The 23936-nt window shown below is 36.3% G+C and carries 13 protein-coding genes; all 13 read left to right on the plus strand.

The annotated features are described in order from the left end of the window. Nucleotides 1-127: 127 nt before the first annotated feature. On the plus strand, nucleotides 128-2077 hold the full coding sequence (locus tag EMN46_RS12685) for a hypothetical protein (protein ID WP_154201186.1): 1950 nt from the start codon (nucleotides 128-130) through the stop codon (nucleotides 2075-2077). Nucleotides 2078-2221: 144 nt separating this feature from the next. Next, nucleotides 2222-3877, plus strand: a complete 1656-nt coding sequence (locus EMN46_RS12690) for a hypothetical protein (RefSeq protein ID WP_229130366.1) — start codon at nucleotides 2222-2224, stop codon at nucleotides 3875-3877. 15 nt (nucleotides 3878-3892) lie between these two features. Beyond that, nucleotides 3893-4615, plus strand: a complete 723-nt coding sequence (locus EMN46_RS12695; RefSeq protein ID WP_154201187.1) for a DUF1080 domain-containing protein — start codon at nucleotides 3893-3895, stop codon at nucleotides 4613-4615. 84 nt (nucleotides 4616-4699) lie between these two features. Further along, nucleotides 4700-5929: a putative glycoside hydrolase gene (locus tag EMN46_RS12700; protein ID WP_154201188.1), complete on the plus strand. Its 1230-nt coding sequence runs from the start codon at nucleotides 4700-4702 to the stop codon at nucleotides 5927-5929. 335 nt (nucleotides 5930-6264) lie between these two features. Beyond that, a complete protein-coding gene (locus EMN46_RS12705) occupies nucleotides 6265-7701 on the plus strand; it encodes a hypothetical protein (RefSeq protein WP_154201189.1) in 1437 nt (478 codons plus the stop codon). Nucleotides 7702-7831: 130 nt separating this feature from the next. Beyond that, nucleotides 7832-10465, plus strand: coding sequence for a TIM-barrel domain-containing protein (locus EMN46_RS12710; protein ID WP_154201190.1), 2634 nt, complete (start codon nucleotides 7832-7834; stop codon nucleotides 10463-10465). 59 nt (nucleotides 10466-10524) lie between these two features. Continuing rightward, a complete protein-coding gene (locus tag EMN46_RS12715) occupies nucleotides 10525-13050 on the plus strand; it encodes a glycoside hydrolase N-terminal domain-containing protein (RefSeq protein WP_154201191.1) in 2526 nt (841 codons plus the stop codon). 75 nt (nucleotides 13051-13125) lie between these two features. Then, nucleotides 13126-15750 carry a GDSL-type esterase/lipase family protein gene (locus EMN46_RS12720; protein ID WP_154201192.1) on the plus strand — a complete coding sequence of 875 codons (2625 nt, stop codon included), beginning with the start codon at nucleotides 13126-13128 and terminating at the stop codon, nucleotides 15748-15750. A 314-nt stretch (nucleotides 15751-16064) separates the two neighbouring features. Beyond that, nucleotides 16065-18005, plus strand: coding sequence for an alpha-L-fucosidase (locus EMN46_RS12725; protein WP_195715265.1), 1941 nt, complete (start codon nucleotides 16065-16067; stop codon nucleotides 18003-18005). Nucleotides 18006-18263: 258 nt separating this feature from the next. Continuing rightward, on the plus strand, nucleotides 18264-19403 hold the full coding sequence (locus tag EMN46_RS12730; protein ID WP_154201194.1) for an SGNH/GDSL hydrolase family protein: 1140 nt from the start codon (nucleotides 18264-18266) through the stop codon (nucleotides 19401-19403). Between the two features lie 70 nt (nucleotides 19404-19473). Next, nucleotides 19474-21111, plus strand: coding sequence for a sialate O-acetylesterase (locus EMN46_RS12735; protein WP_229130367.1), 1638 nt, complete (start codon nucleotides 19474-19476; stop codon nucleotides 21109-21111). Nucleotides 21112-21319: 208 nt separating this feature from the next. Continuing rightward, entirely contained in the window at nucleotides 21320-22705 is a 1386-nt protein-coding gene (locus EMN46_RS12740) for an alpha-L-fucosidase (RefSeq protein WP_229130368.1), read from the plus strand. A 113-nt stretch (nucleotides 22706-22818) separates the two neighbouring features. After that, nucleotides 22819-23907 carry a glycoside hydrolase family protein gene (locus EMN46_RS12745; RefSeq protein ID WP_154201195.1) on the plus strand — a complete coding sequence of 363 codons (1089 nt, stop codon included), beginning with the start codon at nucleotides 22819-22821 and terminating at the stop codon, nucleotides 23905-23907. Nucleotides 23908-23936: the final 29 nt, after the last annotated feature.

The following is a 23936-nucleotide window of genomic DNA, read 5'->3' on the forward strand; positions in this document are numbered from 1 at the left end:
ATTCCGCTTTTTTTGTTGATTCTATAACAAATGCAACATTCGACCTATTTATTGGAATAAATTCTAGGTCTATAAACTGCTACTTATGGCTATTTTGTCATTAATAATATAGAAAAAATGTAATTGTATGAAAACATCTAATAATAAGTTTATTTTAATATTTATTGTACTCGCGAGCATGATGTGCTCATGTACAAACGCAGAATCTAAAAAGGAGTCTTTGAACATTCCTGCTTATTTGAAGGCTGGAGATAGTAAGCATATTTATCCAACAGTGGAACAAATAGAAATGTTGAAAAAGGTGGTTCCTGAAACTGCTTTTCAACCAGCTCCTCAAGCATCAGATCGTGCTTATTGGGATAAGATTGCGAATGGAGAAGAGGGAAAAGTGTATTTAGAAGAGGCAGTTTCCTTACTTAAAAGAAAACCAGAAGTTCCTATTAGCGATGCAATCTATCGTCGCGCTAATAAAGAAGGAAACCGTAAGATTTACAAACCTAGATATTATCGCACGATGGATCGACTTGAGAAGTTTATCATCGCGGAATGTATAGAAAATAAGGGGCGATTTATCCCTCAAGTTGAGGTTTATTGTGATTCTATAATGGCTATGAAATCGTGGATGCATCCCAATCATGATGACCGCGAAAATAGTGTATTAGAAGGCAAGCGCGTGGCCATTGATCTTGGAGCACGTAAATTTGGATTGGTATTAGCATTGGCAAATGCTTTATTGGTAGATAAATTACCTGAGTCATTAAGATCTGAAATTACGACTCAATTGCAATGGCGAATTACCGATTCATATCTTAAAACTTGTAAAGGTGAAGATAAAGTAGGAAATAGCTGGGTGAAATCTACTAGTAACTGGAATTCGGTTTGTACGAGCGGAACCATATTTTCAACCATCGTAGCTTCAAAAAATAGTAATGAACGTATTGTTGCTATTGGTTGTGCCTTAAATAGTATGGTATATTACCTATCGGGTTTTGGCGCAGATGGTTATTGTTCGGAAGGTACTGGATATTGGAATTATGGATTTGGTCATTATTTGTATTTAGCTGAGATTTTAGAGGATTATACTGATGGAAAAATAAACCTTTTTGAGTTTAACGATCCAGAGAAGTTAAAAAATGTGGCAAATTTCCCTCATAATTTTCAAATTCATGAAGGAATGTATGCGCCTTTTGCTGATGGTGTCACAAGAGTAAAATCAGGGAACGATAATTTTGCATACATCATGGCAAGTAAACACTATGGTGCACAGAAACAAGTGCAATTTGTTCCCGATGAAGGTGTTCAAACTTTGGTTATTTGGAACGATGGACAAGATTATACTTATTCAACTCAAACAAGTTCAAAACTACCAGAATATACTTATTTCGATGATTTTGGCATTCTAATTTCACGTGGTCAGCAACAGGTTCCTTTTTCTATAGCCATAAAAGCAGGTCATAATGCCGAAAATCATAACCATAGCGATGTTGGAACTTATGTATTGGTGTTAGGTGAGGATTATATTTCAGGTGACATTGGAGCGCCATCTTACACTGCTGGTGCTTTTTCAAAAAACAATCCTGCTCGAAGTTCATGGGGGCATCCAGTACCAAGAATCAACAAAAGTTTACAGTCAAATGGTATTGAGTTCAAAGGAAAGATACTTCAAACAAGTTTTAATAAAGAAGCTGATAATCTTGTAATGGATATTAAGCCAGCGTATGAAATTTCTGGTTTAGAAAAATTAGAACGAAGCGTGGTAAACGATAAAACTGGAAAAGGATGCATCACTATAACAGATAATTTTGAAGCTAGTGAGTCTGTTAGTTTCGGAACTGCCATTATGGTTAATGTAGATTATAAAATTGTAGGTGATAATACCATTATTATTAATTCAGAGAATCAAAAAGTAAAAGTTGAAATTAGCTCTGTTGGAGGTAAGGTAATTATTAAAGATGAGGTAGTACCTATAAAACATTTGCGCAGTGGCAAAACATCTTACCGTATTGGAGTAGATTTTGAAAAACCTTTACAAAAAGGTTCAATCAGTGTAAAATATATTCCTGTAACAGAGGATTAATCTTTTGCTATAAATGCTGTACAAAGTTGTTGAATATCTTAAAGTGAGCAATAGGCTTATTACTTATTTTATCAAATTCAGTTATAGTTGTTAAATCAGTATGAGAAAAAATATCAAACCGGTATTTACAATTAAGAATAAGATATGAATAGATTAAATTTTTATAGATGTTTGGTAGTTATTTCTTTGGTAGTAACAAGTTGTGCTTCCGGTGACCGAATGGTAAAGAATAGCTATCCAGATCCTTTAATTTTAGATATGGTTCATCATAATCCTGGTGAAGTTCCTTATAAATCGGCTTATAATGATCCTGCTGTTATTAAGGAAATGGGCTATAATGGGAAAGTTTATTTTTTGTTTGAGTCCCCAGCTTTGGCAATCAATTGGGAATCAGTTGATCCTGACATCCTGCCTGTTGGTTCCGAAGAGCGAAAATGGGTAGATAATAAGGCCTTGCAAATCAAAAAGATGCATGCGTTATATAAAGAACAAGGCATGAATATATATGCTATGTCCGATCTTATTTTGTTTCCCCAAAGGCTGATAGAAAAGTATCATATTGAAGATACATTTGGCGATCCGAATAATCCGTTGATACAGAAGTTTATTCGTGCTCAACTTAATGAAATATTTGAACAATTCCCTGATCTTGATGGACTGGTTGTTCGCATTGGGGAGACTTATTTGCAAGATGCGCCCTATCATCAGGGAGCTATTGATAATAAAACCGATGCTGAGAAGACCATCATTCCTTTAATAAACATATTGCGTGAGGAGATTTGTGTTAAGCATGATAAGCAACTTATCTTTCGTACATGGAATGCTTTTGACCGAAATTTGAGCACCTATATGAAAGTAAGTGATGCTATAGAACCGCATCCAAATTTGATTATTAGCATTAAGCAATGCGAAGGCGATTTTCATCGAGCTCGTCCATTTAGTAAAGTGATAGGTCAAGGTCGTCATCCGCAGATTATTGAAGTGCAATGTGCTCGAGAATATGAAGGTAAAGGAGCCTATCCCAATTATATTGCAAATGGTGTAATTGAAGGTTTTGAGGAACATGCGCGGATGCCTGAAGATCAGATTAATAGTTTGCATAAGTTCGTCGAGAAAAGACCCGATTTATATGCAGGTGTATGGACCTGGTCGCGTGGAGGTGGATGGGATGGTCCTTATATCAAAAACGAAATGTGGTGTGATTTAAATGCTTGGGTTATGGCTCAATGGGCTAAAGATCCTAAACAAAGTGAAGAAAGTGTTTTTAATAGGTATGCAAGAGAAAAATTAAAACTGAAAAGTGACGATGTTGTAGCATTCAGAAAGCTTTGTTTGCTTTCGGCTGAAGCAGTGGTACGTGGTAGAAATACAATTTATTGTGATATGAATCCATGGTGGACGCGCGATCAGGGTATCGGTTGGCCAGCTCCTGCAAAAGATGCCGTAGCTCAAACACGAAATCTGCAACAAAAAGATGAGTCTGTTGCCAAGTGGGAACAAATTGTTAAACTAGCAGAATCTATACATTGGGGTAGTGAGGAGACTCGCAACCATGTAATAGGTTCAGCAGAGTATGGATTTCGTTTGTATAAAATATATCGAATACTTGTTTACATGTCCGATGCAGAAGCTAAAGGGAATGCAGAGGATGTTCAAAAGTGGATTCAAGCATACGATCAAGCATGGATAGATTATAACAAACTTTCTGAAGAGTTCAGTTTTGTGGCAACATTGTATACGCAAAAATACAATCGACATATTAAGAATAATGCAGATCGTAAAGTGAACGAACTAAGATAAATACCTATTTAAATTATGAGAAAAAAGATACTTATCCTTCAGTGGGTTCTGATTACTTGTTTTGCCAATCCAATTTTTGCTCAGGTAAAATTAAAAGAACTATCAGATTTTCGGGAGCCAATAGGAAATTGGGTAAAGGCTGGGAAAGTAGAAATGGATTCGCAAAAGCCTGAAAGTTTAATCTATAAATCTGGAAGTAAATGCTTTGTGAATGGCGAGAATGGCAAGGCAAAATATCTGGTTTCAAAAAACGAATATCAGGACATGGAGTTTCATACTGACTTTATGTTGCCAAAAGGTTCTAATTCAGGAATATATTTTATGTGTAGGTACGAACTTCAACTATTTGATAGCTGGGGTGAAACTGATCTTACATATTATGATTGCGGAGGTATACAAAATAGATGGGACAAAAGTACAGATGTGAATAAAAGAGGTTATAATGGATTTGCTCCGATGGTAAATGCATGCAAGGCACCAGGAGAATGGCAGAGTCTAGACATTATATTCAGGGCTCCAAAATTCAACAAAGAAGGTGAAAAAGTGAAAAATGCGAGTTTTGATAAAGTTATTTTAAACGGAATTGTGGTGCAAGAAAATGTAGATCTAACAGTGCCAACTCGTGGAGCCATTTCTGGCGAAGAAGTTGCAAAAGCACCATTTCGACTGCAAGGAGGTCATGGACCTGTTGCTTACCGAAATATTAAAGTTAAAGATTTAGAGCACACAACTAAATAGAAAGCAAATAAATAAGGAGAAACTATCTGAATGTCTAGAAGTTGATCTCTTATGTGATAATATAAAAAATAAATATTTAGAATTATGAAAAAACAATTTTATAAAACTGTATTAGGGGTAACAGTTTTGTTGTCATTATTTGTAGCAACAGGATTAACGGCACAGGCATCCCATAAAACGGAACGTGAAAAGAATTATTTGATAAGTGATGGTAGTTCATTTGTTACTAAGGATTGTTTCCCAAAATTCAGTTGGAATACGACTCCTATGTATTATCATTTTGGTGATATTGACCGTGTATTAAAGCCTGAAGAAGTTGAGTTTATAGCAGATAGAACCAACTTTATTTGTATTGAAAAGTCACATGCCTACCACCAGCTTGGAGATGCTGTGCTTGGTACAAAACATGAAGTGAAAGCTTTTCACAAAGTAAAACCTCAGTCAAAAGTATTATTCTATTACAATTCATATGTTGCATGGCCTTTTCCTAGATTTAATAAAGAGCTTACTCCAGAGGGAATTGCTAAAAACAAAGAATTAGCCAAATTCTTAGCCATTAATCCAAAGACAGGTAAATTGAAGGAAAAAAAGAGAGGACCTGCTTTCTCGTACTATTTTGATGCTTTAAATCCTGATTTTCGTAAATGGTGGGTAGCATCGGCTGCTGAAGGTGTGAAGATTTCAGGTGCCGATGGTATTTTTATTGATCGTATGAATGTGGATAAAAAGGCAGATTATCCTGAAGATAAATTAGCTGAAATAGCAATAGCTAAGGGCGAAATGATGGCTAACTTGAAAAAAGAAATAGGTCCCGATAAAATATTGATAGGTAACAACGGTGCTAACACTAAAGAAGTTTTTCCTTCTTGCGATGCTTTCATGTTCGAGCATTATAATGCTACTGTTATGAGTAAAGAAAGTCTTTTAAAAGATTGGAAAGATATGCTTCGAATCGCGAAAGCGGGAAAAATGTCTATTTACCGTTTTGGTGCAAAAGGTAAAGGTAAAAGAGATATAACTGTTGGAGCTACAAATACAAATGGAATTGAAGAAATATCTAAGGATCAATTAGAATTTTATCAGGCATGTTACCTTATTGGAGCACAACCTTATTCTTACTTCCAATATAACTGGGGTTGGAATTTGTCTGACGGAAACTTGGTGAATTATCCTGACTTGTTAAAACCACTTGGCGCACCAAAAGAAGCCTTTAAGCGTGTAAGTCCAGAAGGTTGGGAATTTACTCGTGAATTTGAGCATGCAAGTGTTTGGGTGAATACTGAAAAAAGAGAAGCTAAAATAAACTGGCGATAAACCTTACTGTTTGTCCCAAAAGCAAGTTCAGAATATTTTATTCCTAAGCATCGGCTTTCTTTACTGAGAAGTCGATGCAGACTTGTTTTTGTGAGGGAACTAAAAGAGTAATTGAACCTGGTCGGTTTACAATTTCAGTAGGAGAGAAATAAGAAGGATTTGAAGGAAGGTAAGATGCTTATATTACTAATACAGTTAAGAATAGGTTTAAGCTTGTTGGAAAAGTAACTGAAATGAATTTTGTATAAATTCTAATTGTGTATAGTAGCCTAATATTGAAACTTAAACCATTACTGAATAAGTGTAAAGAATATTAATAGTTTATATAAAATATTATGGAGAAGGGAAATTTTAAAATAGCGCTGTTCGTTATTGTTATGGCTTGTTTTTCAGTTCAACAAAGCGCTAATGCACAATCATCATGGAAATTTAAAAAGGCAGAATTAAAGTATGTTGATTTATCGGGTGCTAATAATATTACAGGGCATCCAATAAAAACTGAAAGTATAAGATTAAAGAAAGCTAAAAGTGTTGATACGGCCACTATAATAATTAATACAAACAATATTCTCCATTCTAATTTAACAGGAATAGGTGGCGCTTTTAACGAACAAGGTGGTGAGGCTTTTATGCGTTTGCCACAAGTTGAGCGTAAGGCATTAGCTAAAGTGCTTTTTAATTCTACTACTGGGGCTGGTTTTTCTTTTTGTCGAACAGCAGTAGGGTCTTCCGATTTTGGACTAGGTGCCTATAGCTATAGCGAAACCGCAGAAGATTATGAAATGAAACATTTTTCAGTAGCACGTGATGAAAAATCAGTCATTCCTTTTATTTTGGCTGCAAAGAAAGAGAATCCTTCAATGCAAATGTTCGCCTCTCCTTGGAGTCCTCCAGCTTGGATGAAAGAATCAGGGGAAATGGATGGAGGAAACAAAAAACCTTCTGCTAATATCCTGAAATCAAATTCTGAAATTTATAAAGCGTATGCTTTGTATTTTTCAAAATATGTGCAAGAATATGCCAAAAATGGAGTTCAGATTGATCGATTGATTGTGCAAAACGAAACCGATATGAATCCTACATATCCAGGATGCGATATGTCGTCAAAGCAAATGTCTGAATTGATATCAGCTTACATTGCTCCTCAATTTAATAAGGATGGCGTAAAAACTGAGATTTGGGCAGGTTCTTTTCGTGGAAAACGATCGGATGCACAAAAATTCATGAAGTTGGATAATGCTAAAGATATTGATGGCGTTGGCTTGCAGTATTGTGGATCGAATGTAATGAAGGAACTTCGTGCAGATTATCCAGAGCTGAAGATGATGCATACAGAAGGTAGATGTGAGAATGGTAAAAACACGATGAAGCAGGCACGCAAGCGCTTTGGAGAAGTTGCTTTTTGGATTAATGCAGGTAGCGAAAATTTCTGTTATTGGAACATTGCCTTAAATGAAGAAAGTAAAAGTGCTTGGAACTGGAGTCAGAATAGTCTTATAAAAATAGATAGAAAAGCTGGTATTGTTCACTATAATCCTGATTTTATACCGGTAGCTTTATTAAGTTCTTACATCAGACCGGGTGATAAAAGTTTAAAAATTGAAACAGCAAAAGGAGAAGATGCAATAGCTGTTAGCAATAAAGATCGTTTAGTCGTATTTGTTCAGAATAATGAAGAGACTGCAACAACGAAGCATATTCAATTGGATGGTAAAGTATATGATGTAACGATTCCAGCTCAAAGTTTATGTGCTTTGATGTTTAAAAAGTAAAAGGTTTTGACTGATATGGATGACGATGCTATTGCTGAAAATAAATGGGTAAATACATTTTGCTACGCTTTTATGAAAAGTCCTAAATCAGAATGCTAGCAGTATACTTACAGAAAATAAAATAATTTTTATGTCACGATTACAAAAAATGTCAATGTACAGCCTCTTAGGCTTGATGTTTGTATTTTCTTCATGTGGTAAATTTAAGTATGCTGTTGAAAAGCACGACAATTCAGTTAGTATAAAAATGGATAGCCTTGATATCAATATCGAAATCATGGATGAGTCCATCATTCATGTTCAGAAAAGTTTGGTTGGAGTTGAGATTAAAAAGCTTCCTGATTATGTAACAGTATTGAAAGCTCAAGATGTTGACTGGAAAATTAATGAATCGACGGAGCAAGTTACGATAAGTACAAACGCTATGAAAGTTTTGGTAAATAGTGATGGTACTATTGAATATCAAAACGTTGATGGAAAACACTTGCTTGCCGAAACCAATGAGTTAAGTTACATCAATCCTGATAATGAAGAAGGAAACAGAGTTTCTCAGGCATTTATTGCTGGCGATGAAGCATTGTATGGACTAGGTCAATTTCAGAGCGGTATTATGAACTGGAAGAATGTGCCACTTCGCCTACAGCAATACAATCAGGAAATTGCTGTTCCATTTTTGGTTTCTACTAAAGGATATGGTATTTACTGGCATAATTATAGTCTTACGGATATCAACGAGTCACAAAATGAAATTCAATTTGCTATTGCTGGCACTGTGCAGGCCAATAAAGACGAGAAAGTAGTACCCGTTGATGGAGAAAAGGAAAACGTAGCGGCTTATGCCAGTAAAGAGGCTGTAGAGAAAAATATACGTGAAACTACCTTCACTCCAACCAAAACCGGAGAATATACATTTCAAGCTCTAAGTGATAATAATGGACGTATGCGGGGCGAGATTAAAGTGTCTATTGATGGGGATGATATCATCAATTACTCGACTATTTGGATGCCAAGAAGATATTCAGCCAAAAAGTATTTGGAAGCAGGAAAATCATATAAAATTAAGTTTCAAAATACAGGAGCCAAGATTCCTGGGCGTTTATTTTACAACGAACCAGATTATAATAAGACAGTATTTAGTAGTACTAAAGGAAACGCTATAGATTATTATTTGGTGCAGGGTGAAAATCCAGAAGAAGTCATTTCTCAATATCAAAATCTAACAGGTAAGGCTCCAATGTTTCCCAAAAGTGCTTATGGTTTTTGGCAATGTCGTGAACGATATCACAATCAAAAAGAGTTGTTAGAGAATGCTCGTGAAATGAGAAAAAGAGAAATTCCTTTTGATAACATTGTACAAGATTGGTTTTATTGGCCAAAAGGAACCAAAGGTCCAGAGTGGGATAGGGTTAAATATCCAGATCCTAAAGGGATGGTTGATGAGTTGAAAGAATTAAATCTAAAATTAATGGTTTCTGTATGGCCAGAGGTGAAGAACGTTGGTTTAGAAGAGAAGTATGGTCTTAAAAAGATAGAAAGTAGCAATTATGTGGATATTTACGATCCAAAAATAAGAGAGCATTTTTATCATATGATAAGCGATTCTATGTTCCATTTTGGAGTCAATTCTATTTGGTTAGATGGAACAGAGCCAGAAGGAGTTAGCAATACAAAAGTAAATACAGCAGTAGGTCCTTACGAGGAGGTTCAAAACCCCTATTCTCTTTTGGTTACCAAGGCTATGTACGAAGGTCGGAGAGCAGAATTTCCCAACGAGCGTGTTTTTAACCTCACACGTTCAGCCTATTCTGGACAACAGCGATATGGAGCCGCTTCTTGGTCTGGCGATGTTGAGGCTTCTTGGGAGCAATTTTCAGAGCAGATTGCCGCAGGTCTCAACTTTACGATGGCAGGAATTCCTTATTGGACACACGATATTGGAGGTTTCTTTAGAGATTCAAAGTCTATTAATCCACAGTTTGATAGTCAATATACCAATCCTGAATATATTGAGTTGTTAGCACGATGGTTTCAGTTTGGTAGCTTTAGTCCAATTTTCAGGATTCACGGTTATGTTTCCGAAACGGAGATTTGGCGTTACGGACAAGAGTTTGAAGATATGGCTCGTAAGTTTATCAATCTGCGCTATCAGCTGATGCCTTATGTTTATTCTGAAGCATGGAAAGTTACGAATGAGAGTCATTTGTTAATGAGCCCACTTGCATATTATTATCCAAACGATAAAAAAACTTGGGGAATTAAAGACCAGCTTTTCTTTGGTGAATCTTTGATGGTATCTTTTGTTACAGAATATAAAAAACGCACTAAAGAGGTTTATTTGCCAAATGGTGATTGGTTTAACTTTTGGACAAATGAAAAAGTAAGTGGAAATACAAGTCTTACAGTTGATGCTTCTTTTAATAGCACTCCTATTTTTGTAAAAGCAGGATCTATTATTCCTATGGGGCCTAAAGTGCAGTATGCTACTCAAGTCACAAACGAGGCAGTTAAAATCAAAGTTTATCCTGGTAAAGATGCTGAATTTGTATTGTATTTAGACGACAATGAAACCTATGATTACGAAAAAGGGGAATACTCTGAAGTGGTAATTTCTTATTCGGAAAGCGATAAAAAACTAAGGATTAAAAAAGGAGCTGGTAATTTTATAGATTTCACTAAAAATCCTATGGAATTTATAGTTGATTTTGTGAATTATAAAGAACAGGAAGTAGTCTTTGATGGAGCTGATTTAACGGTTTCATTTTAAATGCTGGGAAAGATAGTGATAGAAAAAGCAATAAATAATAATAGTCAATTATATAAAAAATGAACAAATTAAGTCAACTGGGTAAATTATGCACGATTTCAATATGCATGATTGCCTTGCTTTTTAGCGGATGTAGTGAAGCTGAAAAACAAAGCAATTTAAAGCTTTGGTACGATGCGCCCGCTGCAGACTGGAATGAAGCTTTACCGATAGGTAACGGAAGACTAGGAGCTATGGTATTTGGAATTCCAGATCATGAAAATATTCAACTGAACGAAGGTTCCCTTTGGTCGGGCGGACCGAGTCGGAATGATAATCCAAATGCAAAAGAGTCTTTAGGTAAAATTAGAGAGCTATTGTTTGATGGTAAATACAAAGAAGCTCATAATTTGGCCAATGCTAAATTTATTACTAAGATTTCGAACGGAATGCCCTACGAAACTGTAGGGAATTTGAGGCTTAACTTTGCAGGTCACAAAGAGTTTTCGAATTATTACCGCGATCTTGATATAGAAAATGCAATCGCAAAAACAAGATATACGGTTGATGGTATTGAGTATAAAAGAGAGGTTTTTACTTCTTTTGCCGATCAGGTGATTGTTATAAAGCTAACAGCAAGCGAGAAAGGTAAAATAAGTTTTTCTGCAGGTATGGATCGTCCAAAACCATCGGTAGTATCAGTTACTACAGAGGGAACTGATGTTCTAAAAATGAATGGTACAGGAGCCGACAAGAAAGGGAAACGTTTACCAAAAGATGCAAAAGCTATTAAGGGACTTGTGAACTTCCAATCTAGATTGAAGATTGTACCCGAAGGAGGATCATTGTCATCTACAGATAGTACCTTAGCGGTAAGTGGAGCTAATAGTGCTACTTTGTATGTTTCTATAGCGACTAATTTTGTTAACTATAAAGATGTAAGTGCCGATGAAAATAAACGTGCGACTGATTATATAACAAAAGCTGAAAAGAAAAGTTATGAGCAGTTAGTAAAAGATCATTCGGCTTACTATCAAAAATATTTCAATCGGGTTGATCTTAATTTAGGAGTAACAGACTCAATTAAAAATCCTACTGATGTTCGTATTAAGCAGTTTAGCAAGGGAAACGATCCTGCTTTAGCGGCTCTTTATTTTCAGTTTGGTCGTTACTTGTTGATTTGTTCTTCACAACCGGGTGGACAAGCTGCAAATTTACAGGGAATTTGGTGCAACCAGCTTACACCACCTTGGAAAAGTGCCTATACCATAAATATCAATACCGAAATGAATTATTGGCCTGCTGAGGTTACTAATTTAAGCGAGATGCACGATCCATTAATCGAATTGGTAAAAGATTTATCTGTTGCAGGTCGTAAAACTGCAAAAGACATGTACGGCGCCGAAGGATGGGTTTGCCATCACAATACAGATATCTGGCGCATTTGTGGTCCGGTAGATGGTGCTACTTGGGGCATGTGGCCAACCGGAGGTATTTGGTTGAGTCAACACTTGTGGGAAAAGTATATGTTTAGTGGAAATCTTGACTATTTGAGTTCTGTTTATCCTGCCATGAAAGGCTCTGCAGAATTTTGCCTTAGTTTTTTAACACCCGAACCAGAGCATGATTGGTTGATAGTTTCACCTAGCATTTCACCAGAACATGGGCCAAAGCATTTTTCCAAAGGGGTAAATATTGCTTATGCTACAACTATGGATAATCAGTTGGTTTTCGATATTTTAACAAAAACAGCTCAGGCTGCAAAGTTATTGAATGAGGATTCAGAACTAGTTCAGAAAATTGAAGAGACACTTCCAAAATTGGCTCCAATGCAAATTGGACAGCACAATCAAATTCAGGAATGGATAAACGATTGGGATGATCCAGAAGATAAGCACCGTCATGTTTCTCATTTATATGGATTGTATCCTTCCAATCAAATTTCACCTTACGAGAATCCTGAACTTTTCGAGGCGGCTAAAAATGTTTTGATTTATCGTGGCGATCCTTCTACAGGTTGGTCTATGAACTGGAAAATTAATTTATGGGCACGTTTACTCGATGGAAATCATGCTTATAAAATGATGGATGATCAAATTAAATTAGTTGGGCGACCTGATTCTCCTAAAGGAGGAGGTACTTATGCCAATATGTTCGATGCGCATCCACCTTTCCAAATTGATGGTAACTTCGGATTTACTTCTGGATTAACCGAAATGCTAGTTCAAAGTCACGATGGAGCCATTCAACTTATTCCTGCTTTACCTGATGTATGGAAAGACGGAAAAGTGACCGGACTAAGAGCTAGAGGTGGTTTCGAAATTAAATCCATGGAATGGAAAAATGGAGAATTGGTAAAAGCGGTTATTAAATCTACTCTAGGTGGCAACTGTCGTATTCGTTCCTATTCTGAATTAAGTTTGGAGTCGGAAGGTGATTTAGTAGAGGCAAAAGGAGCAAACAAAAATGCCTTTTACCAAACATCAGAAATCATGAAACCAATGATTTCTGACAAAGCTAAATTGAAGGGGATAAATATATCTTCTTCGTATTTGTATGATATTAACACAGAGGCAGGACAGGAAATTGTACTGCTAGGAAAATAAGTTTATCATCTCATATATGCCTTTAGGATATATGAGATTTTTTGTAAAGTTGGATTTTGAACTATAAATTGAAAAATGAAAAAGATAGTAATAGGATTGATCTTGTTTTTTGTATTCGTTGCTGGAATATCTCATGCACAAGAAAAAATCAAAGTAGCATGTGTTGGTAACAGTATAACCTTTGGAGCTCGAATTAAAGATCGCATTAAAGATGCATATCCTGTAGTACTTGGTAATATGCTGGGTGAGGGGTACGAGGTGCAGAATTTTGGTGTGTCTGCAAGAACGATACTTAAAAAAGGTGATCATCCATACAGTAAAGAGGCAACATTTGAGGCTGCAAAAGATTACAATCCTGATATTGTAATCTTCAAATTAGGTACAAATGATACAAAGGCTCGTAACTGGAAGTTCAAAAATGAATTGGAAGAGGATTTAACCGATTTGATAAGTGAATTTACTGGGCTTCCATCGCATCCTAAAGTCTATTTGTGCAAACCAGTACCTGCTTTTACCGATAAATTATCTAAAAAAATAAATGACTCCATTTTAGTGAATGGAGTTATTCCTATTTTAGAGCGCGTGGCAAAAAAAATGGAATTGAATGTGATTGATCTCAGAACTCCATTTTTAAATAAAGCCAACTTATTTCCAGATAAAATTCATCCAAATGCCGAAGGTGCAGCACAGATGTCAGCTTTAATTTATAAATCAATTACTGGGCAACAGTCTCAATACAAATCATTAAAGTATCTTGGGGTAGAATCTAAATGGAAAGGATTTAGAAAATTCGATTTTCAGTTTCATCCTATGTATACTGGTGCTGGAAGAATTAAAAAAAGAGGAGCTTTTTTGGGTTCGCATGAAAGAATACAAGCCCGACTTGTTGTACCTAATAAGGCATTAGCAGGTAATCCATGGGTGTGGCGTGCTCGCTTTCCCGATTGGCATACCGAAATGGATAGTATTCTTTTAAGTAAAGGATTTCATATTGCCTATTTGAATACTAATAATCGTTTTGGTAGTCCTAAAGCCATGGAGCTTTGGGATGCTTTTTACGAATATTTGACTCAAATGCATGGGCTTTCCGAAAAAGTATCACTTGAAGGAGTAAGCCGTGGAGGATTATTTGTGTACGGGTGGGCAAAACAAAATCCTGAAAAGATAAATTGTATTTATGCAGAAGCTCCTGTTTGCGATTTTAAAACTTGGCCCGCTGGTTTTGGATTGAGCGAAGGAAGTAAAAACTCATGGATCAAACTTAAAGAGGAATATGGGTTTAAATCAGATGCAGAAGCTAAGGCTTGGGCTAATCAGCCTTTAGATAGCTTACAAAACTTAGCTAAGGCTAAAGTTCCTATTATGCACATGGTCGGTTTGCAAGATAAAGTTGTACCTCCTACTGAAAATACATTTAAGCTCGTTGACCGATACATAAAGTTGGGCGGTCCGGCTACAATAATTCCTTGTACTAAGGGCAAACAAAAACTTCAAGGACATCATTTTCCGATAGAGACACCTATGTTGGGAGCCGATTTTATTATTTATAATACAAACTTGCCTAAAGAATTATTGCCTTCTAAAAATTATCACAATATAAGAGGAGGTATACGCAATAGTTTACTGAAGTTTAAGCGTGATAAAAAAGGAAGAGTTGCATTTTTAGGAGGTTCAATTACGCATAATAGAGGCTGGCGTGACAGTATTTGTAGTTATCTTCAAACTCGTTTTCCCGATACTGAGTTTGATTTTGTAGCAGCAGGAATTCCATCAATGGGAACTACACCTGCAGCTTTTAGGTTAGTTCGCGATGTTTTATCTAAAGGGTCGGTAGACTTACTTTTTGAAGAAGCAGCTGTTAATGATGCCGGCAATGGAAGATCTGATTTGGAACAGACTAGAGCAATGGAAGGAATTGTTCGTCATGTAAGACAGGAAAACCCAGAAGCGGATATTGTGTTGATGCATTTTGTTGATCCGAATAAGATCGAAACATATCGAAGCGGAAAAATACCTCAGGTGATTCAAAATCATGAAAAGATAGCTAGTTATTATAATCTTCCTTCTATTAATTTGGCTAAAGAAGTAAGCGATAGAATTGATGCAGGTGAATTTACCTGGGAAGATGATTTTAAAAATTTACATCCTTCACCTTTCGGACAGGGGATTTATGCACATTCTATGCTTCAATTTCTTGACGATGCATTTTTGGGGCACATTGATACTGATGATAAAATAGCGATTTATAAACTGCCTCAGCCTATCGATTTAGCTAATTACGATAATGGCATGTTAGTTTTGGCTGAAAATGCACGGTTTGGTAAAGCTTGGGAAATAGTTGAAGATTGGATCCCAGCAGATAAAAAGAAAACAAGGCCTAATTATAACAAAGTACCTATGCTTGTTGGAGAACAAAATTCGGGGATACTAAAATTTTCGTTCGAAGGAAATACTGTTGGTATTGCAGTGGCTTCAGGACCAGATGCGGGAATTATTGAATACTGTGTTGATGGAGGTAGTTGGCAAAAACAAGATCTTTTTACCCGTTGGAGTAAGAATTTACATTTGCCTTGGTACTATACTTTAGCAACCGATTTGGACAATAAAAATCATACTTTAAAGGTTCGTATTAGCGAAGAAAAAAATAAACAGAGCATCGGACATGTGTGCCGTATTAGGTACTTTTTTGTGAATAATTAACTATCAATTAAATATGCTTATAATGGTTCATTTATAGGTGGATTACTTGCTAAAGTATCTGAATAATAGGAAGAAGCGGTATTGTTGCACAAGCTAACAATACCGCTTCTTTCATTTAGAATACAACATTTGACTTATTTTTTGGAATTATTTTTTGATTCCTTAGAGTCTATTTATGGCTAATTTGCAGGAGTTAATTAAATATTTAAAACGATTGTTATTTCTGATTGAAATTTATATTGTTTTTTTGATTTGGTGATAGGTTTCACCTAAGAAAGTTAGCATTTGTTAAAAAGAACCATAAAATTATGCAAATGAAAAACATTTTAAAAACAAGCTTAATGTTTGTAATTTACATTGCCATGGTATCGGTATTTGTCCAATGTAATAATACAGCAAACAAAAGCAAACAAGAAAACCATACCCCAATTATACCACCTGAACCTCGTTTGCAGATGGATATAGCAGAAGGTAGTGCTGATCTACAATGGTGGCGTGATGCTCAAGCAACTCGTGAACAACGTATAGAAGCCTGGCGTGATGCACGTTTTGGATGTTTTATTCATTGGGGAGCTTCTTCTGTGCTTGGTAGTAGTTGGAAAGGAAAAGCCTACGGTGGTTATGGAGAACATATACAACGAATGGCAAAAATTCCTTGTGAGGAATACCGAGAAAAAGTTGTTGGTAGTTTTAATCCCATTAAGTTTGATGCAGATGAGTGGGCGAGAATTATCAAGGCCGCTGGTATGAAATATGTAATAATCACAGCAAAACATCATGATGGCTTTGCCATGTTTGATTCGGATGCTAGTGATTACAATGTTGTAGACGCCACTCCATTTGGCCGTGACCCAATGGCGGAGCTAAAAGCTGCTTGTGATAAAAATGGATTGAAATTTGGATTTTATTATTCACATGCATTTGACTGGGGAGAACCTAATGGCTCGGGTAATGATTGGGATTATGAAAATCCAGGTGGTGACAGACACCTGTTTACTGAAAAAGATGCTAAGTGGTTTGACGTGCATCCAGAGATCGCTCCACGAATACGTACATATGTTGATGAGAAATCAATACCGCAAGTGGTTGAACTCGTTAATAAGTATGATCCTGATTTCTTATGGTTTGATACTCCGCATAAACTACCACCCGAAGAGAACCTTCGTATTTTAAAAGCTGCTCGAACTGCCAAACCAAGCATCGTAATCAATAGTCGTGTGGTGTCTGGTTATGATGGAATACCGGCACCAGGGCATTTTGGCGATTATGCAAGCACTGGTGACCGTGCTGTTGATTTTCCAACAAAAGAAGGCGACTGGGAAGCCATTCCTACTACTAATGAATCATATGGTTATAATGCTAACGATGATAGTCATAAAACACCAGAATTTTTGGTTCAAGTTTTGGTGAAAGCGGTTGCCAGAGGTGGAAATATGTTGCTTAATATTGGACCAAAAGGTGATGGCGAAATTGATGCCATAGATGTTGATATTCTTAAGGGTATTGGTAAGTGGATGGATGTAAATGAGACGAGTATTCGTGGTACAGAGCGTACAACACTACCAGTACAAGCATGGGGAGAATCTACACGAAAGAAAAATACATTTTACTTACAGGTGTTCGATTGGCCTACCAACGGTGTTCTCCAATTAGGGGGGGGTTTAGGTAAGGTGAATAAAGCATATCTTCTATCTGATAAAAATCAAACTGCTCTATCACATAAACGTACAGATAAAAGAACGTTGCAATTTGAGGTTCCAGTGGAAGCACTTGATTTAGCGAGCAGTGTAATAGTTGTTGATGTTGATGATGCAGAGAATGTCGATTCACATCGTTTAATTTCAACAAACCAAAACAATATGCTTCGTGCTTTCGATGGAATAGCTGTTGGTGGTAAATTCAAATATGGAAACGGTAAAATAACCAATAACGGTGTTTCTAGTTGGAAAGATAATAATCAAGCTATGACATGGCCAGTATATTTAACTGAAGCCTGTAAATTTAATGTAGTTGCCGAATATAAAAGATCCAAGCAATCAAATAAGTTTATTGTTGAGGCTGGTAATACAACATTATCAGGCATAACACAATCGGACGAAAGAAGATCTAGAGATAAAGACTATATTAAACAAGAGCTTGGAAGTGTGAGCCTTTCATCAGGAAACCAAATGATTAAGATACACGCCGACAGTATTCCAGAGGGAGATCTTATGGAATTACGTGCTTTGCATTTAATCCCACTTTCAGGGGAATAATTAAAAAATTACAGATCCCGATTAGAATAAGTTTAAAATGGCGGAGCATATTATGGTTAATTTATTGAAGTTTTTAAGACATAACCAAATGCTAATAATGTATAAAAATAATAGCTAGGATAGTCGTAAATTCAAGAGTTGTAGCCTGTCGACTGGAACGCTCTAGGTAACCGACTGCTATTCTTACACTTACCGTTTGGTATTACTCAAGATTCTAGAATTAGCATTAAATTGATATAAAAAATTGAAGTATTAAACATGAAAAAATTAATTATTAAATATAGCTTTTACATACTGCCTATTCTGTTTACGCTCCAGTCATTTGCGCAAGGAGATGTTTCTTCAGTTGGAAAAAAAGTAACAACTGAGTTAAACGACAATGTAAATTTAATTCGCCCTAATAATGATAAAATTGCATATAACGGTGTGCTTTTTTCGGTTGTAACAGAAACGCAAGCCGAGTTGCATCGCTACTCCAAGGACTATTTTGATTTTGGAATGGATGGTACAATTGATTTGACTAAAGCAAGAACTCAACCAGGTGTCAGTATAAGTTTCAAAACAAACAGCCCCATAGTCAAACTAAAATTTGCCAATTTAGAAAACAGCTCAATCAGGAAGAAAAAATTTACTGTTTTTCAGAATGGCGTATTGGCGTATGATAATATTTTCGATTTGGAATTTACCATTGCAAACCCAGCCAAAGATACTACAGAGTGGGAAGTTTATTTGCCCAACTTTTCAGGGGTAAAGTTTTTAGGCTTAGAATTAACGAGCGACTTTGTTTTATATGATATACCTGATGAAAACAAACCGTTGTACATGGCTATAGGCAACTCAATAACACATGGAGTTGGACAACCAGGAACAATTGAATCATACCCCTATAAAGTTGCTAATGCGTTGGGATTCAGACATGTTAATTTGGCTACTGGGGGTTCGCGCATTTCAGATGAAACAGTGAGAAACTTTAATGATGTATCGCCTCGTCTTATAACTATTTTATGGGGGTATAATGATGTAAATCAAGAAAAAACACTGTTAGAAGTTATGCCCGAATATGATTCTCTAGTAAGTCGCCTATGTACTAAATTACCACAGACAGATATCTATTGTATTTTACAGACCTTTACTACTACTGTAGTTGGTAGAAAGAATGATGATAATCGCATCGATTCATTACGAAATTGGACAAGCTCAATTGTAAAAAAGCTTCAAAAAAAATATAGCAACTTGTATCTTATTGATGGTGTAGATTATGTAACGTCAGAAGCAGACTTAAAAGATCAGGTGCATTTAAATATTCAGGGAGCTGAAAAATTAGCCAAAGGTATTGTTAATGAATACAAAGCTAATAACTGTAGCCAATCAGACAAAGATGCCTCCAAAAATAGATAAAGAAAACAGGATGCAAAATAAGGCTGAATAAAATGCCACACAACGCTGATATAAAAATAAGAGGATCATTATGAATAGAATTGTTTTAATTGTAGTTGGAATAATGCTAGCAAGTAACTGTAAGGCATTTGAGTTATCCTTGCCAAGTATTTTTGCAGATCAAATGATTTTACAACGTAATCAGAATGTGCCCGTATGGGGAATAACAGAAACAGATGCTATAATTGAGGTTTCATTTGCAGGGCAAAGTAAGACTGTAAAAGCGGATGCAAATGGAAATTGGCGGATTGATTTAGAGCCAATGACAGCTTCTTCCGAATCGCGTATTATGACGATATCATCTAAACTTAATGGTGTAGGCACTGAATTTAAAATTTTAGATGTTTTAGTTGGTGAGGTTTGGCTCGCCGGAGGACAATCAAACATGTACCGACCGTTCAGAATGCTTACCTACGAAGCCCGCGAACCTGTATATGAACCAATTGCTGAATATTTGAGGAATGAGGAGAATATTGCAAACGACACTCTATTGCGTCAATTTAGGGTAGGTAAGGAAATTAACGTTCTTGAAGAAAAAAACGAGGGAAGAGGTACTTGGTCTAAAGCTGTAAAAGGACCGGTACATGAATTTGGTGCAACAGGTTATTTTTTTGGTCGTGAATTGCGTCGCGAATTAGACGTTCCTGTAGCGATTATAGCCTGTAATCTTGGCGGAACAAAAATAGAACCATGGATACCAATGCAGGCTTATCAAAGTAATACAATACTCAAGAATTTTTATAAAAAAGAACTGGACAGCTATAAAGAAGAACTGGGTGCATGGGATCAGGAAAAGGTTGATAGTACATACCAAAAGCAACTTACAGAGTGGGAAATAAAAGCTAAGAAAGCGAAAGAAAAGGGAGAAAGCGAACCTCCCAAACCAAGAAAACAGGAACATCCCGATAGGAATAAGCAAACAGCTTCAACTTTGTACAATGCAATGATTCATCCCTTAATTCCTTATGCCATTAAAGGTGCTATTTGGTATCAAGGGGAAAGTAATGGACAGAATCTTCCGGAGCAATATGCCATGCGTCTTACTGCCATGGTAAAGGCTTGGCGCGAAACTTGGAATCAGAAAGATTTTCATTTTGACTTCTGTCAGTTGGCAAATTATAAAGATCCAATAGAGCAACCCATGGAAGAGGTGGATGGTTGGGTTATTGTACAGAATCAAATGCGACGTGCTTTGGATCTGATACCCAACTCTGGCATGGTAGTGTTAAACGATATTGGCGAAGCAAAAGATGTTCATCCTAAAAATAAAATAGATGTAGGGAAAAGACTTTCATTATGGGCTTTGAGTCAGGCTTATGGAAAAAATCTTGTGTACAGTGGCCCCTTGTATAAACATTCAAAAGTAAAAGGCAACAGGCTTATCATTACTTTTGATCACGTTGGTTCTGGCTTAATGACGGGTAAAAAGCATCTCTTGGAACCAGCTATTGAGGTAAATGAACCCTTAAAATGTTTCCAAATTTGTGGTGCTGACAAGCTGTGGAAATGGGCAAAAGCAGAAATTACGAACAAAAATAAAGTAGAGGTTTGGCATGAAGAGATTTCAAAACCAGTGGAAGTGAGATATGCTTGGTCTTCTAATCCTGAAGGGGCTAACTTATATAATAAAGAAGGGTTGCCCACATCTGTATTTACAACTAAAGATTAACTACAATACATTTATGCTGGGAAAAAAAACTTTTATCACAAGCTTTTAAATAGTGTACATAATAAGTGAATGGCATACAGAACGCAGAATCATTCATTCAGAATTAGTACAGGAAGAAATTCAAGAGATCATTTTACAAGGATGTTTTAAATCCGCATGGTAGGGTGAATATATTTTAAGATCATAAAGTAAGAAATAAAACCAGATTATGAAGATACAGAATCAAACACTTGTGAGTCGAATCATGCAATGCATGTTAATCGCATTACTCTTAATTAGTTTTGGTTGTAAACCCAAAGTTAAAGAAGTAAAAAAACTATCTGATGATGAGCGTATGGAATGGTGGCTCGATGCCAGATTTGGTATGTTTATTCACTGGGGTGCTTATTCTGTTCCTGGTGGTGAGCGTAATGGTAAAATTTGTGGTGGAGGTGCAGAGTGGGCAATGGACAAGCTTGATTATACAATTGAGGATTACGAAAAAGAAGTGACTGCAAAGTTTAATCCTACTGAATTCGATGCTGATTCATGGGTTGCCATGGCTAAAGATGCAGGCATGAAATATATTGTTTTAACAACAAAACATCACGATGGATTTTGTTTATGGGACTCTAAAATTACCGATTATGATATTATGGAGGCTTCCCCATTTAAACGTGATATTGTAAAGGAACTTTCTGAAGCTTGTAAAAAAGGAGGAATTAAATTCTGTATTTATCATTCTATTGTCGATTGGCATCATCCACAAGCACAGGCTCCTTTGTATCCAAACTACAATGCGGGTCAAAAAGATCAAACTGTTGTTAATCCCGAATTTCCAAAATACTACGAGAACTACTTAAAGCCAATGGTAAAAGAATTACTTACCAACTATGGTGATATAGGTGTTGTGTGGTTCGATGGAGATTGGATTGCCGATTATACTACCGAAATGGGAAAAGATTTATACAAAACCATTCGGGAGATTCAACCCAATACCATTGTAAATAATCGTGTTGATAAAGGAAGAACGGGAATGGATGGAATGGATCAAGATGGTGAGTTTGCTGGCGATTTTGGTACTCCAGAACAAGAAATTCCTGCAACAGGTATCGATACCGACTGGGAAGCATGCATGACTATGAATGGTTCATGGGGATACAAACCTTCCGATAAGCATTGGAAGAGTAATAAAGTGTTAATTCAACATTTAGTAGATATTGTATCAAAAGGAGGAAATTTTTTATTGAATGTTGGTCCTGATTCTAAAGGCTTATTTCCACCAGAGAGTGTGGAACGTTTGAAAGCAATTGGAGAATGGACAAAAGTAAATGGAGAAGCAATTTACGGAGCAAAAGCTAGTCCTGTTAATCGTCCTGAATGGGGAAGATACACTAGAAAAGAAGGTGTTGTTTATGCACATGTGTTTGATTGGCCTGAAGATGGACAAATCAAAATTGATGGAAAGTTGAAAGTGAAAAAGGCAAGTCTACTAACCGATGCAGGAAAAGAACTTGAAATTAAACAGTCTGGTGAAAGTAGTATTGTTGTTGTTGGGCCTAAAGTTGCTCCTGATACCATTGCTACAGTAATCAAGCTTGAACTAGCGCAATAAGAATAAAGAATGAAATGTTGTAATTTCATTCTAAGCAAGCATTAAAAAGCATCTGCTTTCTTATTTCTATGAAACGAGAGGGTAGGTGCTTTAATTTATCAACCAATTATAGAATGAAAACACTCATAACATCAATCTTAATTTTCTTAAGTACATTTTGTAGTGGTCAGAACAAAGTAGTTGGTGAATTTGCAGAAGCTCCCGTTAATGGTGGTTTTCAAATGAAAAATTACTGGGTTTGGGGAAGTTCTGTTATTAAAGGGGATGATGGCAACTATCATATGTATGCTTCGCGTTGGCCGAAATATCTGCCTTTTCATCCTGGCTGGATGATTGGTTCTGAAATTGTTCACGCAGTTTCCCATACGCCCGAAGGTCCTTACACTTTCGTTGATGTTGCTTTAGGTGCAAGAGGTTCACAGTTTTGGGATGGAAGGTCTTGTCATAACCCAAAAATTGTTCGCTACAAGGGAGAATATATTCTTTACTATATGGGTTCTACTCATCCTTTCGAGGACATCACAGAACAGAATGCCGATGAGCTTACTTTGGATAGTAAATGGTGCATTGCCGCTCGCTGGCGAAAACGAATCGGCATTGCTACTTCTAAAAGTCCTAATGGACCTTGGAAACGATCTGATCAGCCTATTCTAGATGTAAAACCGAATTCCTTTTATAGCTTTTTAACCTCTAATCCTTCACCGTTGATTAAGAAGGATGGTTCCGTGGTCTTGATTTTCAAGAGTCGAGATTATAATGAGGATGGAATCACAAAAGGCGATATGAGCGTGAGTGTTGCAACAGCTCCTTCCTACGATGGAAAATATACTGTATTGGGAGATCAAGCTCTATTTTCTAAAGATAATTTTGGGGAAATTGAAGATCCTCACTTGTGGAGCGATAATGAAGGTTATCACATGATTGCAAAAGATCAGCGTGGGCAAATTACTGGTGTTGCAGGCGATGGTTTGCTGGCACATTCAAAAGATGGAATTAATTGGTTTGTAGATAAAAATCCAAAAGCATATACCAAAATAGTGAAATGGGATAATGGAAAAACAATAAAACAGGGGCAACTAGAAAGACCTTTTGTTTTGGTAGAGGATGGAAAACCTACACATCTGTTTTTTGCGACTATGAATGGATCCGGTGGTTTTGGAAATGGAACAAGAACATGGAATATGGTGATTCCATTAAAATAAGAATCAAGTAATAGCCTAGTAAATATTTT

The sequence above is a fragment of the Ancylomarina sp. 16SWW S1-10-2 genome, from assembly GCF_009669305.1.
Taxonomy (GTDB): domain Bacteria; phylum Bacteroidota; class Bacteroidia; order Bacteroidales; family Marinifilaceae; genus Ancylomarina.

Excerpts from the sequence above, each read along its gene's own strand:
- EMN46_RS12690 (WP_229130366.1), top strand. The coding sequence starts at position 2,222 with ATGAATAGATTAAATTTTTATAGATGTTTGGTAGTTATTTCTTTGGTA.
- EMN46_RS12710 (WP_154201190.1), top strand. The coding sequence starts at position 7,832 with ATGTCACGATTACAAAAAATGTCAATGTACAGCCTCTTAGGCTTGATG.
- EMN46_RS12695 (WP_154201187.1), top strand. The coding sequence starts at position 3,893 with ATGAGAAAAAAGATACTTATCCTTCAGTGGGTTCTGATTACTTGTTTT.
- EMN46_RS12705 (WP_154201189.1), top strand. The coding sequence starts at position 6,265 with ATGGAGAAGGGAAATTTTAAAATAGCGCTGTTCGTTATTGTTATGGCT.
- EMN46_RS12685 (WP_154201186.1), top strand. The coding sequence starts at position 128 with ATGAAAACATCTAATAATAAGTTTATTTTAATATTTATTGTACTCGCG.
- EMN46_RS12730 (WP_154201194.1), top strand. The coding sequence starts at position 18,264 with ATGAAAAAATTAATTATTAAATATAGCTTTTACATACTGCCTATTCTG.
- EMN46_RS12715 (WP_154201191.1), top strand. The coding sequence starts at position 10,525 with ATGAACAAATTAAGTCAACTGGGTAAATTATGCACGATTTCAATATGC.
- EMN46_RS12720 (WP_154201192.1), top strand. The coding sequence starts at position 13,126 with ATGAAAAAGATAGTAATAGGATTGATCTTGTTTTTTGTATTCGTTGCT.
- EMN46_RS12745 (WP_154201195.1), top strand. The coding sequence starts at position 22,819 with ATGAAAACACTCATAACATCAATCTTAATTTTCTTAAGTACATTTTGT.
- EMN46_RS12700 (WP_154201188.1), top strand. The coding sequence starts at position 4,700 with ATGAAAAAACAATTTTATAAAACTGTATTAGGGGTAACAGTTTTGTTG.
- EMN46_RS12740 (WP_229130368.1), top strand. The coding sequence starts at position 21,320 with ATGAAGATACAGAATCAAACACTTGTGAGTCGAATCATGCAATGCATG.
- EMN46_RS12725 (WP_195715265.1), top strand. The coding sequence starts at position 16,065 with ATGAAAAACATTTTAAAAACAAGCTTAATGTTTGTAATTTACATTGCC.
- EMN46_RS12735 (WP_229130367.1), top strand. The coding sequence starts at position 19,474 with ATGAATAGAATTGTTTTAATTGTAGTTGGAATAATGCTAGCAAGTAAC.